Source organism: Pseudomonas sp. ADAK18 (genome assembly GCF_012935695.1).
GTDB lineage: Bacteria > Pseudomonadota > Gammaproteobacteria > Pseudomonadales > Pseudomonadaceae > Aquipseudomonas.
In genome coordinates this window covers 5772248-5787316 of sequence record NZ_CP052859.1, presented here as the reverse complement: position 1 = coordinate 5787316, position 15069 = coordinate 5772248, and the positions used below count along the sequence as shown (strand labels likewise).

Here is a 15069-nt window from a genome sequence, read left to right as displayed (position 1 = left end):
CCGTGAAAGTCTTCTGGCTGGCCTTGCTCTTGCTGGCAAGCCCGGCCTTCGGCGCCGTGGATGCCGGTGACTATGACGCCTTCTGGCTGTGGAGCGGCGTCGCTCCACAGCCGGTGCTCAAGCAGGCAAAAACCCTGTACATCCTGCAAGGCCAGATCAACTCCACCCGCCGCGCGCCCCAACGCGGCGTGCAATTCATCGCCCAAGGCATGAGCGTGCCGCGCCTGACCCAAGGCGAAGTGTGGATCGTCTACCGCGCCCACACCTTGCACTGGCCAGAATCGGTCTACACCCAACTGCTAGGGCAAGTGCAACGCTGGCGGGACGCAGGCAACCCGGTGGTCGGCATCCAGATCGACTTCGACGCCCGCACCCAATACCTGCATGAATACACAGGCTTCCTGCGTGACCTGCGCCAGCGACTGCCCAAGGACCTGCGCCTGAGCATCACCGGCCTGATGGACTGGAGCAGCAACGCCGATCCTGCATCCATCGCGCAACTCAATGGGGTGATCGATGAAGTGGTGGTGCAGACCTATCAAGGACGCCACAGCATCCCGGACTATGCGGCGTATTTACCGCGAATGAATCGGTTGGGGGTGCCGTTCAAGATTGGCTTGATTCAGGGTGGAGAGTGGCAAGAACCGGCGTATTTGAAGGGGAATGAGTGGTTCCGGGGCTATGTGGTGTTTTTGCAGAACTGACCCGACGCTTGACATACGCTATGAGCCCATCCCTGTAGCCGCTGCCGAGGCACGAGGCTGCGATGCGTGTCCGCAGGACCGCCCTCAAGGGTCGCTGCGCAACCCATCGCAGCCTCGTACCTCGGCAGCGGCTACAGAAAATCGCGCTCGCGCATTAGAAATCATCTTTCCTAGAGTCCATAGCCACTCTCAGTCAGCGCGCGCCGTCTGCACCGGGTACACCGACTCCCACCCTCCGCCCAACGCCTTATACAAACCGACCATCGCCAGAGACACCCCGGTGGAGCTTTCGACCCACTGCTCCTGCGTCGCCAGCAACGCACTTTGCACCGTGAGCACGTTGACGAAATCCGCCACGCCTTCGACGTACTGATGCTGGGCCGTGGTGAGGGCGATCTGGTTCTGGCGCACCGCTTCGGCAAGGCTGTCACGGCGCAGTTGGCTGGCGTTGTAGCGGGTCAGTTGATCGTCGATCTCGTGCCAGGCGCGCAACACGGTTTGCTGGTAGGCCAGGGCCGCTTCCTGTTGCTGGGCTTCGCGCAAATCGAGCATGCCCTTGAGGCGACCGCCTTTGAAAATCGGCAGGCTGAATTGCGGGCCGAAGGCGAATGAGCGAGAACCCCACGAGCCTAAATCCGAAAGCTGCATAGCCTGAGAACCGAGACTGCCGGATAAGGTGATACGCGGGTAAAAATCGCCCTTGGCCACGCCTATATTGGCCGTCGCAGCATGCAGCCGAGCCTCGGCCTGACGGATGTCGGGACGGCGCTCGGCCAGTTGCGACGGCAGGCCGATGGCTACCTGGCGCTGGGTCTGTGGCACGGCGGCGTCTTTGGACAACTGCACGTACAAAGCTTGCGGCGGTTCGCCCATCAACAGGCTCAAGGCGTTGATCAACTGGTCCTGGCGTTGCTGCAAGTCCGGCAACCGCGCCTCGATGGCGGCGACCTGAGCAGCGGCTTCTGCCACGTCGAGGTCGGTGGCGACACCGTCGGCCAGGCGCAATTGCGACAGCTTAAGGCTATGGCGGGCGACGTCGAGGTTTTGCTCGGTAACGGCGCGGGTGTTTTGCACGCCACGCAACTGGATGTAGTCCTGGGCGGTTTCTGCAAGCACCGATAACAGCACGGCGCGGCGATCGTTTTCGGCCACTTGCAGGGTGGCGTCGGCGGCTTCGGTTTCGCGTTTTACCCGGCCCCAGAAATCCAGCTCCCAGGCAGCGGAAAAGCCGACATCCCAGAGGTTGAAAGCCGAACGGCCATTCTTCCCGGACGGGTCGCTCAAGCCGTCAGCGCTGTTGCGTTGGCGCATGTAATCGCCGTTGGCATTCACGTTCGGATAACGCTCGGAGGTGATCACCTGACGCATGGCACGGCTTTGCTGCAAGCGGCTGCTGGCCAGTTTCAGGTCGAGGTTATCGGTCAGTGCGCGGCGTGTGAGGGCGGACAGTTGCTCGTCGTGGAACACTTCCCACCAGCGCTCTTCGAGTGCGCCGGTGTCCGCGTGACTGGCCGCCTGACGGCCCTGGGGCTCGGTCCATTGCGACACTGCCGGGCCTTGCGGGCGCTGAAAATCCGGGCCGACGGTGCAGGCACTCAGGCTGATCATGCTCAGGGTGAACCAGGCTATCCGTCTCATTGTTGGGCCACCTCGCGCGGCTGGGCCGCGGGCTGGGTGTTGACGCTGGCTTCCACCGACATGCCGACCCGCAGGCGCTCGGTCAGGGCTTGACCGGGCTCCAGGATGATTTTCACCGGAATGCGTTGTACCACCTTGGTGAAGTTGCCGGTGGCATTGTCCGGTTTGACCGAGGCGAAAGTCACGCCGGTGGCGGGCGCCAGGCTTTCCAGATGGCCGTTGAGTACTTCACCGTCAAGGCTGTCGACCCACACTTCCACCGCTTGGCCTGCGTGCATGTGGGAGAGTTGAGTTTCCTGGAAATTGGCCACCACATACGCCTCGGCCAGCGGCACCACAGCGAGGATCTTGCTGCCCGGTGTCACGTAGGCGCCGACCCGCACAGCACGCTCGCCGACCATGCCATCCACCGGGGCGACGATGCGCGTATAGGACAGTTGATAGCTGGCCATCTCCAACGCGGCCTGGGCCCGTTTGAGGCCACCTTCGGCTGCATCGCGCTGGGCGGTGAGGATTTCCACTTGCTTGCGCTCGGCGGCCAATACCGCCGTGGCGTTGGCCAGGCGCGCGGTGGCCTGATCAATACGGGTCTTGGCCTGCTGGGCATTCTGCACCGTGCCGGCGCCAACACCGGCAAGGTGGTTGTAGCGGTTCAGTTCATGTTCGGCAAACGCCACTTCGGCACGATCCGCCGCCACCGTGGCCTGGGCCTGGGCGATCACCGAGCTCTGGCGCTCCAGGGTGGCCGTGGCGTTTTTCAGTTGGGCCTGAGCCACCAGGGTGTCAGCGTCGGCCGCCTGGGCGGCGGCGCGGAAGTCACGGTCATCGATCAGCGCCAACAATTGCCCGGCCTTGACCCGTTGGTTGTCTTCCACCAGCACTTCTTTGATAAACCCGGCCACCCGTGGCGCCACCAAGGTGTAGTCGGCGGCGACGAACGCGTCGTTGGTGGTCTGGCGCTTGCTGCCAAAAACGCCTGGCGCCAGCAGGTAAACCAACACGCCAACAGCGAAGACGGCGATGACAGTCACGGCGATTTTGTCTTTGCGTTTCATAAAAATCCCTTGTCTCAATAAGCAATCAGGTCGGCGCCCGGGGCGGGTAGATCCGCGTCGGCATCCAGAAAATCAGCAGAATCAACGCCACCGCGACACCGGCCATGACGTAGTAGAGATCCGAAGACGTGAGCACCACGGCTTGCTCGTGCAGCCGATGGGCCAGCCCCGCCGGGTCGCTGTCGGCCAGGGGCGAGTTGCCCAGGCTGTCCACCAGCATGGTTGAGTGGAAATGCAGGCGGTGAGTGGTCAGCGCGTCGATCACTCCAGTGGCAACCACGGCGGCCAGCCCCTTGACGGTGTTGAACCAGGCCGAGGCGAATGGCCCGTCCGCCGGGGTGATACTGCCGGTGGAGAGCATCAACAGCGGTAGCACCGCCATAGGCTGCCCAAAGATCTGCAGCAGTTGCAGGGCATAGAAATCATCGCGGGTCCAGGCCGAGGTCAGTTGCGCCCCGCCGAGGCAAGACAGGATCAACATGCTCAGGCCAATCCCCAATACCCAGCGGCAATCCACCCAGCGCAGGTTGCACAGCGCCGCCACCAACGGCAGTGCGATCAACTGCGGCAGCGCCATGATCAGCATCACCGGCGCGGTTTGCAGCGGTCGATAACCCTGGACCTGGGCCAGGTAACTGGACGGAATGATGATCACTGCCAGCAGCACAATCAGCACGCCGGCCAAGACAATCAACGCGAATGCCAGGTTGCGGATGCCGAGCATCTGCAACTTGAAAAACGGCATCGGGTGCGACCATTCGTTGATCATGAACAGCACCAACAACAGCATCCCGCCACACAGCAGCGAGGTGATAAGCGTCGATTCGAACCAGTCCAAGCGATTGCCCTGCAACAGGCCGATCACCAGCATGCAGATCGCCGGGAAACCCAGCAGCAGGCCGCGCCAGTTGAACTGCTTGAGACGCTCAAGACGCAGCGGGTCCTGAGGCAGGCCGTAGGCCACGGCGGCCATGGCCAGCAGGCACGGCGCGACAATCTGCCAGAACGCCCATTGCCAGCCGACGTATTCGGTCCACAACGCCGCCAGCGGTGTGCCGAGGCTCGGGCCGAAGGTGGCGGTCAGTGCGTAACCGGCCAGGCCATAGAGTTTGACGTTGGCCGGCAGGAAACGCAGGGCCACGGTCATCAGCATCGGCGGTAAGGCCCCACCGGCCAGGCCTTGCACCGTACGCAGAATCAGCAGGCTTTCGTAGTTCGGCGCAAACGGGCACAGCACGCCAAGCACGGTGAACACACCGATCGCCCACAGCGTGAAACGGCGTAGGGAAAAGGTCACCGAACACCACGGCGCAAACGCCATGGCCGAGACGGAGGTGGCGGTGTACGCGGCCACCAGCCAGGTGCCTTCGTCAAAACCGATGTACAGCGCACCGCGAATGTCAGCGAGGGCGACCTTGGTCACCATCTCGTTGAGCCCGCAAACTAGCACCGCCAGCAACACGCCGACCAGGCCAATGATGATGCGGGGGCCGAAAGCGGGCGGCGCGATGGCGGTGGGTTTGGCTGCGGCCAGGGGTGCGGGGGCAGCGAGGGAAGTCATGAATACAACTCGGAATAAGAAATACCCGAGCAGTTTAATAAGGCATAGACATGACGAAAACTGACTTATTGGAAGGTTATAAGTGCGCCAGACGCAACTATTAGAACACACCAAGACCTTGTGGGAGCCGGGCTTGCCGCGATGCAGACGACTCAATCTCTCAGTCATACCGGGGCGATGCTATCGCAGGCAAGCCAGCTCCCACATTGACCGTGCCCACTTCAAATCTGGGCAGGTTGCGCTTCGCGCCATGTGGCTTCACAGCACTCGCGCATGGTTTCCCGCAACCATTTATGCGCCGGATCTTTGTCAAAACGTGGGTGCCAGGCCTGGGTCAATACCAGGGTCGGCAGGGAAATCGGCAAGGTGAAGGCCCGCAGTGGCAAGTTCAGGCGATTGGCGCTGTACAGCGCTTCCTTGGGCACCGGCAGGATCAGGTCAGAGTCGGGCAACATGAACATCGCGCCGTGAAAACCCGGGGCGATCATCGCTACCCGACGCTCCAGGCCCTGGGCGTTGAGGGCTGTGTCGATGGGGCCACGGGCAATACCACGACGGGAGATGCTGATGTGCGAATAACTGGCAAACCGCGCCGCAGTAATTTCCTCATCGAACAGTGGATGCCCTTCCCGCGCCAGGCCGACAAAGGTGGTGGAGAACAGGTTTTGCACCTTCACTTCCGGGGTGATCGGCATGGTATTGCCCACCCGCAGGTCCAGCCGGCCTTCACGCAGCGCTTCATCGTCGCTGTCGCCTTCCGGCACGAAGCGCAGCTCACACAGCGGCGCCATACGCTCCATGGTGTCGAACAGCCGACCGCCATAGACCCCGACGAAAAAGTCATTGGCCCGCACGCTGAACCGTCGGCGCAAGGTGCTCAAGTCCACCTGGTCCGCCGAGCGGAACAACAACGCGGCCTGTTCCACCACGTTGCGCACCTGGTCCTGCAACTCCAGGGCCTTGGGCGTCGGCACCAGGCCGCGACCGGCACGCACCAGGATCGGATCGCCCACCGCCTCGCGGATTCGCGTAAGGGTACGGCTCATGGCCGCCGGGCTGAGGTTCATCCGCCGTGCGGCGCCCACCACGCTGCCTTCATCGAGCAAGGCGTCGAGGGCGACCAGCAGGTTCATGTCCGGTAGTTGCATGCCAAGCACTCGTGATCAGTCGGGAGTGAACTGAGTGCAATCGTAGCAGCATTCAACCGACTTCAGCGCTGCATGCCCCAACGCTTCACAGTGACCCGCTCCAAAGTGTCAAACACCAGGTTTTCCACCAGCAAGCCAATCAGGATCACCACCGCCAACCCAGCAAACACCTTGTCGGTGTACAGCTCATTACGGTTCTGGAAGATGTACCAACCCAACCCGCCCTTGCCGCTGGTGGCGCCGAATACCAGTTCGGCAGCGATCAGCGTACGCCAGGCAAACGCCCATCCAATCTTCAGCCCCGCGAGGATCGACGGCAGCGCCGCCGGGATCAGGATGAACAGCACAAAGCGCATGCCCTTGAGGCCGTAATTGCGCCCGGCCATGCGCAGGGTTTCCGAGACGCCTAGGAACCCCGAATACGTGTTAAGGGCCAAGGCCCACAGCACCGAATGCACCAGCACGAAAATCAGGCTGTTCTGCCCCAGGCCAAACCACAGCAACGCCAGAGGCAACAAGGCAATGGCCGGCAGTGGGTTAAACATCGAGGTCAACGTGCTCAGCAGGTCGCGCCCCAACTGAGTCGACACGGCCAGCGTGGTCAGGGCAAACGCCAAGACAATTCCGATCAAGTAGCCCTTGAGCAGCACCACCAGCGAGATACTCACCTTACTCAACAACTCGCCACTGGCGATGCCGTCGTAGAAGGCGTGGAAGGTCTGCAAGAAGCTCGGCAATAGCAGGTCGTTGTTCTGATAACGCGCCGCCGCTTCCCAAAGAATGGCGAGCACGATCAGGATCAGGCTTTTGCGCAGCCAGCCTTGTTGCCACAGGCGCTGGCGCAACGGCAACTCGCGTTCTACGCGAACGCCGGGCAGCGGTTCGAGGGTGATTTCATATTCCTGACGCATGATGACAGCCCTTCAATAAGCGATACGGATATCGGCAAAACCCAATTCGGTTTCAGCTTCAGGTGCTTCATCAAACAACAGCCGATGAATGCGCCGCGCCGATGCCTGGAACTCCACACCGCCGAGGCTATGCAGGTCGTATTGATGGCTGTGGATTTCCGCTCGTACCCGCCCCGGATGAGGCGACAGCAACAGGATGCGATTGCCCACCACCAGCGCTTCTTCGATGGAGTGGGTCACGAACAACAGGGTGAAACGCACCTCTTCCCAGAGCAGCAGCAATTCTTCCTGCATCTTGCGTCGCGTCAAAGCATCGAGGGCGGCGAAGGGTTCGTCCATCAGCAGGATTTTCGGTTGCATGGCCAAGGCTCGGGCAATTGCCACGCGCGCTTTCATGCCACCGGAAAGGGTATGCGGATAAGCATCGGCGAACGCCGTGAGGCCGACTTTTTCCAGGTAGTGCAGCGCCCGCTCCTCGGCTTCGCGACGCTTGAGGGTTTTGGAGGCCAGCAGCGGGAACATGACGTTCTGCTTAACGGTTTTCCACGGCGGCAACTGGTCGAATTCCTGGAACACCACGATGCGATCCGGGCCCGGTTGCTCGACCTTTTGCCCCAGCAAACGGATCTCGCCTTCGCAGGGCTTGATAAAGCCGGCGACAGACTTGAGCAGCGTAGATTTACCGCAGCCCGACGGCCCCAGCAGCACAAAACGGTCGGCCGGGTCGATCTCGAAACTGACTTGGTGAGTGGCCCGCACCACTCGCTCGGGGGTGCGGTATTCAAGGCTGACATGGTCCACCGACAGCAGCGCATCGGTGGTACTCAGGTTGCTGGCCGTGTGGCCTTGCAAGGGTGCGTTCATCTCAGCTCCCTTGCAACGGTTTGGCATCCTGGAAGAAGTAATCCTTCCACGATTCAGGTTTGTTCTTGATCGCACCCACGCGGTAGAGGAACTCCGCCAACGGGTAAGTATTTTTCGGCGTGACGCTGAACTCAAATTGCGGGTTATCAATGATTTTCAGCAGCTCGGCGCGGTCGATCTTGGCCTTGGTCACGCGGATGTAGGTGTCGGCGGCGGCACCTTTGTCGTTCTGGGCGAACTGCGCGGCTTCGGTCAGGGCCTCGATGAAGGCTTTGTAGGTTTTCGGGTTGTCGTTGCGGAATTTTTCGGTGGCGAACAGCACCGTCGGCGAGTTCGGGCCAAGGACGTCGTAAGAGTTCAGGACCACATGCACATTAGGGTTGGTCAGCGCCTGCTCCTGGAACGGCGGGTTGGAGAAATGCCCGGTCAGTTCGGTGCCGCCGGCAATCAGCGCAGCGGTGGCGTCCGGGTGCGGAACAGCGACCGTGTACTTGTCCAGGCGATTGAACTCCTTGTCGCCCCACTGTTTGGCAGCGGCGTATTGCAGGAAACGCGACTGCACGGAAACGCCAACGGCCGGTACGGCAATGCGGTCTTTTTCGGTGAAGTCTGCGATGGTTTTGACCTTGGGATTGTTACTCACCAGGTAATAAGGGAAGTTGCCCAGGGACGCCACGGCCTTGACGTTTTGCTTGCCATGGGTGCGATCCCAGATGGTCAACAGCGGCCCGACGCCGGCACCGGCGATGTCAATGGAGCCGGAGAGCAGTGCGTCGTTGACCGCGGCCCCACCGGACAGCTGGGTCCAGTCGACCTTGATGTCGATACCTTCCTGTTTGCCGTACTTCTCGATCAGGTTCTGATCGCGCACCACGTTGAGCAGCAAGTAGACGATGCCGAACTGCTCAGCGATGCGAATCTCACCTTCAGCCTGGGCGGCGGCCGGTGCGATCAGGCTGCCGGCCAACAGGCTGACACCCAAGCCGAGGGTGGCAGCCAGCCGTGCGAATGGGATTTTCTTGGACATGGTCGTGCTCCGGTTCAGAAAGGCGCGTCGCCCTGGATGGTGGTGCGGTACAACTTGCGGCGCAGATCGCTCGGGCAGCCGGCGGCCAGGTGAACCAGCGAACGGTTGTCCCAGAACACCAGGTCGTGGGGCTGCCATTGGTGGCGGTAGATGTTTTCCGGCAGCACGCTGTGGGCATAGAGCTGGGCCAGCAGGTCGCGGCTTTCGTCTTCCGGTAGGCCGACGATGCGCGTGGTGAAGCCTTCGCTGACGAACAAGGCCTTGCGGCCGTTTTCCGGGTGGGTGCGCACGACCGGATGCACCACTTCAGCCACTTGAGCCAGTTGCTCAGGTGTCAGGGTCGGGCGCCAGTTGCCTTCGAATTTGGTCTCGCTGTAGCGCGCCGTGTAGGAGTGAGCGGCGTTGCGACCCTCCACTGCCTTGCGCAGGTGCTCGGGCAGTTGGTCCCAGGCTTTGTGCATGTCGGCGAACAAGGTATCGCCACCTTCGGACGGCAGCTCTTGGGCGTGGAGCATGGAGCCCAGGCTCGGCAGCTCCTTATAGGACAGGTCCGAATGCCAGAACTTGCCCGCGTCTCCCAGGCCGATGGATTGGCCGTTTTCGATGATGTTGGAGACGATCAGGATTTCCGGGTGGTTGGCCAGCAGGAACTGTTTGAGTACATGAATTTGCAGCACGCCGAAGCGGCGACTGAAGGCGATCTGTTGATCGGGGGTGATGCGTTGGTCTCGGAACACCACGACGTGGTGGTCCAGGTGCGCGCGATGGATGCGGGCGAAGTCCTGGTCATTGACCGGGCGGGACAGGTCCAGGCCAATGATCTCGGCGCCGACGCTGCCGGGGAATGGGCGGATGTCGAAGGCTTGTGCGGCGTGGGTGGTGGTTGGGGCAACAGAGGTGGCGGACATGAAATCACTCCCGGGCGGTCAGGAGAGTGACTTTATAGATATAAGAACGGCATTTTAAATACCGTTAATGAATATCCATATGGCGCTTTGGCCAAATGTTCAGAGACCCTTGTGGCGAGCGGGCTTGCCCGCGTTGGGGCGCGAAGCGGCCCTAAAGCTGCCGATATACAGTCTGCCTGAGCGAGCGCGGCGCCTTACTGGGCCGCTTCGCAGCCCAACGCGGGCAAGCCCGCTCGCCACAACAGGCCTGCTCACCAGAGGACTTTAGCGCTCGTGCAATGCCTCGGCCCGGGCCTTGATGATCGGCTTGAGCAGGTAGCTGAGGATGGTTTTCTTGCCGGTGATGATGTCCACCGACGCCACCATGCCCGGGATGATCAGCAGCGGCTTCTCGTCTGTACCCAGATGGCTTCTATCGGTGCGCAGGGTGATCATGTAGTAGGTGGTTTTCTTGTCTTCGTCGGTGATGGTGTCGGCACCGATGCGTTCCAGCTTGGCTTTCAGGCCACCGTAAATGGTGTAGTCATAGGCCGTGAACTTGACCACCGCTTCCTGCCCAGGGTGCAGGAAGGCAATGTCTTGCGGGCGGATCTTGGCTTCCACCAACAGGGTGTCGTCCAACGGCACGATTTCCACCATGTCGCTGCCCGGCTGGATCACGCCACCGATGGTGTTGACCAGCAGTTGCTTGACGATCCCACGCACCGGCGAGGTGACCAGGGTCCGACTGACCCGATCTTCCAGGGCTTTGCCGGTGGCCTGGGCCTTGTTCAGGTCGGTGCGGGCTTCGTTGAGTTGTGTCAGGGCTTCACTGCGATACTTGCCGCGCGTCTCGTCGATCTTACGCTGCACTTCCTTGATCGCCGAATCGGCACGGGGGATCGCCAGGGTGGTGGCGTCCATTTGACCACGGGTTTCCATTTCCGCGCGTTTGAGGCGCAGCACTTCTACCGGCGACACCGCACCCTGGGCGACCAGCGGCTCGGACATGTTGATTTCCTGGCGCTGCAACGACAACTGGTTGCGGTATTGGCTCTGCTTGGAGGAGTACTCACGCAGTTCCTGTTGGCGCTGTGTCAGTTGTTCCTGCAAACCACCGATTTCGTCCTTGAACTGCTGGCGACGGCTTTCGTACAGCGATTGCTCGCTGATGGCCTGGCTCGGCGCGGCAGTACGCACGTCCTCGGGGATGTTCAGCGGCCGGTCTTCGACCTGGGCACTCAAGCGCTCGATGCGCAGCAGCAGGGACAGGCGCTGGGCTTCGGTTTCCCCGGCGTTGGACACAAACCGGGTGTCGTCGAGGCGAATCAGCGGCGCGCCCGCGTTAACGATCTGCCCTTCCTTGACGTACAACTCGGCAACGATGCCGCCTTCCAGGTTCTGGATTTTCTGCAGTTTGGAAGAAGGAATGGCCTTGCCATCGCCCCGGGTCACTTCATCGATCTTGGCAAACCCGGACCACAGCAGCATGCACAGGAAAAAGCCGATGATGCCCCAGATGGTCAGACGCACCACGCGGGGGGCATCTTCGATCAGGGCCTTCTTGACCTCAGGCAGTGGCTGGCCGTCCAGCGAGTCGGAGCCGATGAAATAGCGACGGACCGCGTCCTTGAATTTACGCAACACTGATCTGCCCCTTCTTCAACGCTTCCATCACTACCGCTTTCGGGCCATCCGCGAGGATTTGCCCACGGTCGATCACCAACAAACGGTCCACCAGCGACAGCAACGACGCCCGGTGCGTCACCAGTACCACGGTCTTGTTCTCTATCACCGATTGCAGGCGCTGCTTGAGGCGCTCTTCACCGGTGTTGTCCATGGCGCTGGTGGGTTCATCCAGCAGCAGGATGGGCGGGTTGAGCAACAGGGCACGGGCCAGGGCGACGTTTTGCCGCTGGCCACCGGAGAGGTTTTGGCCACGCTCACCCACTTGCAATTCGTAACCCTGGGGATGCAGGCGGGCAAATTCGTGAACACCCGCCAGCTCGGCGGCTTGCAGCACCAGTTCGTCTTCGACGTAACGGGCGCCGGAGACCAGGTTATCGCGCAGGGTGCCAGCCAGCAGTTGGATGTCTTGCGGCACGTAGCCAACGTTGTGGCGCAGTTCGCTGACGTCAATCTGGCGGATGTCCACACCGTCCACCAACAAGGCGCCGGAGTCGGGTTGGTAGAGCCCAACGATCAGCTTGGCCAGGGAGCTTTTACCCGAGCCGCTGCGGCCGATGATGCCGATCTTCTCCCCGGGTTTGATGATCAGGTTGATGTTCTTGAGCGCCATGTTCTGCTGGTTGGGGTAGGTAAAGTTCATACCCCGGCATTCGATGGCGCCCTGCAGGGTGCGGCGGCTCAGGGGACGTTCGTCGAAGTTGCGCTCCTGGGGCAGCTCCATCATCTGGTCAGTGGAGACCATGGTGACCTTGGCTTGCTGGTAGCGGGTCATCAGGCCCGACAACGAGGCCAACGGGCTGAGGGCGCGACCGCTGAGCATGTAGCAGGCAATCAGGCCGCCCATGCTGAGGTTACCGCCAATAATCTGGTAGACCCCGAAAACGATCATGATCACACCCGCCAATTGCTGGAGCAGCAGGGTGATGTTCATCGACAGGCCAGAGAGCATTTTCACCCGCAGCTCAAGGCGGCTGAGGGTGCCAATGGTTTGTTCCCACTGGTATTGGCGTTCGCTTTCAGCGTTGTTGACCTTGACCGCGTCCAGCCCGGCCAGGGTTTCAATCAGGCTCGACTGGCGCTCGGAGGCCAGGGCCATGGTGCGCTCCATGGTCGCGACCAGCGGCTTTTGCAGCAGGTAGCCGATGCCCAGGGCAATCGGGAAGGCCAACATCGGGATCCACACCAGATGCCCGCCAAGCATGGCGATCACCAGGAAAATCAGCAGGGTGAACGGCAGGTCGATCAGGCTGGTCAGGGTCAGAGATGCGAGGAAGTCCCGCAGGCTCTGAAATTCGTGGATGTTCTGGGCAAAGCTGCCGACCCGCGCCGGGCGGTACTTCATCGACATGCCGACAATCCGCTCAAACAGCGTGGCCGAGATAATCAGGTCGGTTTTCTTGCCGGCCAAATCCAGGCACAGACTGCGCAGGCTCTTGAGGATCAGGTCGAAGATGTAGGCGATGATGATGCCGGTGGCCAGCACCCACAGAGTGGCGGTGGCCTGGTTCGGCACTACGCGGTCGTAGACGTTCATCACGAACAATGGCGCGGCCATGGCGATGATGTTGATCAGGAAACTGGCGGCGATGGCGTCGGCGTAGAGCCAGCGCGAACGCTTGAGGGTGTCGCGAAACCAGGAGCGGGCCCGGGGAATCAGGGTGCCGTGGCTGACGTCGAACTTGTGTTGGGGTTGGGCGAAGAACACTTTGCCGATGTAGTCCTCGGCCAATGCTTCGCGCTTGACGATGGTTTCGCCACCGTCGCTTTCGCTGAGCAGTACCTGAGCTTCATCTTCACCCTGCCAACCGAGCAGCACGGCACTACGGCCGTCCTTGAGCAACAGCAGCGCCGGCATGGCAATGGCGGGAATCGAATCAAGCTTGCGCTGCAGCAAACGTCCCTGCAAACCGGCCCGGGCAGCCGCTCGGGCCAGCAAGTCAGCACTCAGGCGCTGCGACGGCAATGGCAGACCGGTGGTCAGCATTGCCGCGCTGGCAGTCTTCTGGTGCAGGGCACAGAGCGCTAACAACCCGTCGAGTAACGGGTCGTCGTGCAGCGTGCGTGGATCATGACTGAGATTAACTCGACCGACTTCGGATTCCACGCGGGTACTCTCGACTAACTGATGGGTCTATAAGGAATAGCTCAATTCATCCCAGGCAGTTGGACTTTCGGCTTCACATCGTTCTGTACGACGGAAGCCATTGGCGCGACCACTCCCTGGCTCTTGAGCAATTCGCCCATGGTCGCCTTGATTCGGTATTGAGTAAATAACTGAATGTTCTTGATTTCTTCCAGACGGCGGGAAGCAGTGAACAGTTCGTTCTCGCTGTCGAGCAAATCGAGCAGGGTCCGTTGGCCCAAGCTGAATTGTTGCTGATAAGCGGTGCGCACGCTGGTGCTGTGATCAACATATTGCTGGGCAATCGGCACCTGGGCATTGGCGTTGTTCAAGGCGTTCCAGGCCAGACCCAGTTCTTCGTTCAACACACGCAGGGCATTGTTGCGGATATCCAGAGCCTGATTAGACTGATAGGACTTGGATTCCAGATCGGCCTTGTTGCTGCCACCGGCGAACAGGTTGAAGCGCATGCGCACCATGGCTTCCCAGCCGTTGCTATGGCTCGGATCACCGTTGATGTTGTTGTCGGCATTGGTACCCAGCTCAGCATCAAAGCGCGGGTAGAACGCGGATTTGGCCGCTTCGTACTGTTGCTCGGCAGCAACGATGTCGGACTCGGCCGAACGCAGGATCGGGCTGTTGTCGAGCATCTGGCGACGCGCTTCGTTCAGGTCGGCGGGCAGCATCGCCATGAAGCTGGGCGGACGCTCCAACTGATCAGGTGCCTGGCCGACAGCACTGAGGTAGTTGGTTTGAGCATCAGACAGGTTGGTCTGCTCGGTGATCAGGTTGTTGCGGGCCTGGGCCAAACGAGCCTCGGCCTGATCCAGGTCGGCGCCGTTACCCACGCCGCGCTGGGTGCGCAACCGGATCTGGTCATAGATACGTTCGTGGTTGCGCAGGTTGTCTTCGGCCAGGCGCACGAACTCACGACGGGTCAACACGTCCAGGTAAACCTGAGCAACGGTCAGCCCGGTGCGTTCGGAGGTGCTGAGCAAGGAGTAGGCACGGGAGTTGACGGTGGCTTGTTGACGCCCGACTTCGCTGGAGGTGGCGAAACCGTCAAAAATCATTTGTCGCAGACGCAAGCTAGACTCACCACGACTCAGTGTGTCCCAGTCTTTGGAGGTGCCGTTGGCCCGGTTGTTGGCGCGCGTTGTGGAAGTATCGACGCCTTCACGGCCATAGCCGGCGTTGAGATCCACAGTCGGCAGGTAGCCACCTTTGGCTGCCTTCAACTGGTAGTCGGCGGACAGGCGGCTATTCACGCCAGCCTGAACTTCCGGGTGCACATCCAGCGCTTGCTGCATGGCCTGCGGCAGTGTTTGGGCCTGTACGAAACTGGCGGCGAGAGCGAACGGTATTGCCTTAAACAGGTGCAAGCGCATTTATAGAGTTCCCCTGGACTTCTTGTCTCAAATCACAGCGGATCGTGCCGCAGTGTCGGAAAATGGCAACCGTAA

The 15069-nt window shown here is 61.0% G+C and carries 12 protein-coding genes; 1 reads left to right on the top strand and 11 read right to left on the bottom strand.

Features of this window, described 5'->3' with window-relative positions:
- Nucleotides 1-2: 2 nt before the first annotated feature.
- Nucleotides 3-704, top strand: a complete 702-nt coding sequence (locus tag HKK55_RS26260) for a DUF3142 domain-containing protein (protein WP_169357268.1) — start codon at nucleotides 3-5, stop codon at nucleotides 702-704.
- 189 nt (nucleotides 705-893) lie between these two features.
- Here the strand turns inward: HKK55_RS26260 and HKK55_RS26255 are convergent, their stop codons facing one another.
- The 11 genes from HKK55_RS26255 to HKK55_RS26205 all read right to left on the bottom strand — a co-directional run bounded on the left by HKK55_RS26255 (nucleotide 894) and on the right by HKK55_RS26205 (nucleotide 14994).
- Nucleotides 894-2342, bottom strand: coding sequence for an efflux transporter outer membrane subunit (locus HKK55_RS26255; RefSeq protein WP_169357267.1), 1449 nt, complete (start codon nucleotides 2340-2342; stop codon nucleotides 894-896).
- Nucleotides 2339-3397 (bottom strand): HlyD family secretion protein, encoded by a 1059-nt coding sequence (locus tag HKK55_RS26250; RefSeq protein WP_169357266.1) that lies wholly within the window; start codon nucleotides 3395-3397, stop codon nucleotides 2339-2341. Before HKK55_RS26250 ends, HKK55_RS26255 begins: the two co-directional genes overlap by 4 nt.
- Before the next feature lie 25 nt (nucleotides 3398-3422).
- The gene (locus tag HKK55_RS26245) at nucleotides 3423-4958 is read right to left on the bottom strand and encodes an MFS transporter (protein ID WP_169357265.1); all 1536 of its coding nucleotides are present in this window, start codon (nucleotides 4956-4958) and stop codon (nucleotides 3423-3425) included.
- A gap of 221 nt (nucleotides 4959-5179) precedes the next feature.
- Nucleotides 5180-6106, bottom strand: coding sequence for a LysR family transcriptional regulator (locus HKK55_RS26240; RefSeq protein WP_155586238.1), 927 nt, complete (start codon nucleotides 6104-6106; stop codon nucleotides 5180-5182).
- Nucleotides 6107-6168: 62 nt separating this feature from the next.
- Nucleotides 6169-7017 carry an ABC transporter permease gene (locus HKK55_RS26235; RefSeq protein WP_169357264.1) on the bottom strand — a complete coding sequence of 283 codons (849 nt, stop codon included), beginning with the start codon at nucleotides 7015-7017 and terminating at the stop codon, nucleotides 6169-6171.
- Nucleotides 7018-7029: 12 nt separating this feature from the next.
- Nucleotides 7030-7881, bottom strand: a complete 852-nt coding sequence (locus tag HKK55_RS26230; protein WP_169357263.1) for an ABC transporter ATP-binding protein — start codon at nucleotides 7879-7881, stop codon at nucleotides 7030-7032.
- A gap of 1 nt (nucleotide 7882) precedes the next feature.
- A complete protein-coding gene (locus tag HKK55_RS26225; RefSeq protein WP_169357262.1) occupies nucleotides 7883-8908 on the bottom strand; it encodes an ABC transporter substrate-binding protein in 1026 nt (341 codons plus the stop codon).
- A gap of 14 nt (nucleotides 8909-8922) precedes the next feature.
- Complete coding sequence (locus HKK55_RS26220; RefSeq protein ID WP_169357261.1) at nucleotides 8923-9816, bottom strand: TauD/TfdA family dioxygenase; 894 nt, start codon at nucleotides 9814-9816, stop codon at nucleotides 8923-8925.
- Between the two features lie 264 nt (nucleotides 9817-10080).
- A complete protein-coding gene (locus tag HKK55_RS26215) occupies nucleotides 10081-11442 on the bottom strand; it encodes an HlyD family type I secretion periplasmic adaptor subunit (protein WP_169357260.1) in 1362 nt (453 codons plus the stop codon).
- Nucleotides 11432-13588, bottom strand: coding sequence for a type I secretion system permease/ATPase (locus tag HKK55_RS26210; protein WP_169357259.1), 2157 nt, complete (start codon nucleotides 13586-13588; stop codon nucleotides 11432-11434). The genes HKK55_RS26215 and HKK55_RS26210 overlap by 11 nt, the downstream gene beginning before the upstream one ends.
- A gap of 41 nt (nucleotides 13589-13629) precedes the next feature.
- Nucleotides 13630-14994, bottom strand: coding sequence for a TolC family outer membrane protein (locus tag HKK55_RS26205; RefSeq protein ID WP_155586235.1), 1365 nt, complete (start codon nucleotides 14992-14994; stop codon nucleotides 13630-13632).
- Nucleotides 14995-15069 lie beyond the last annotated feature (75 nt).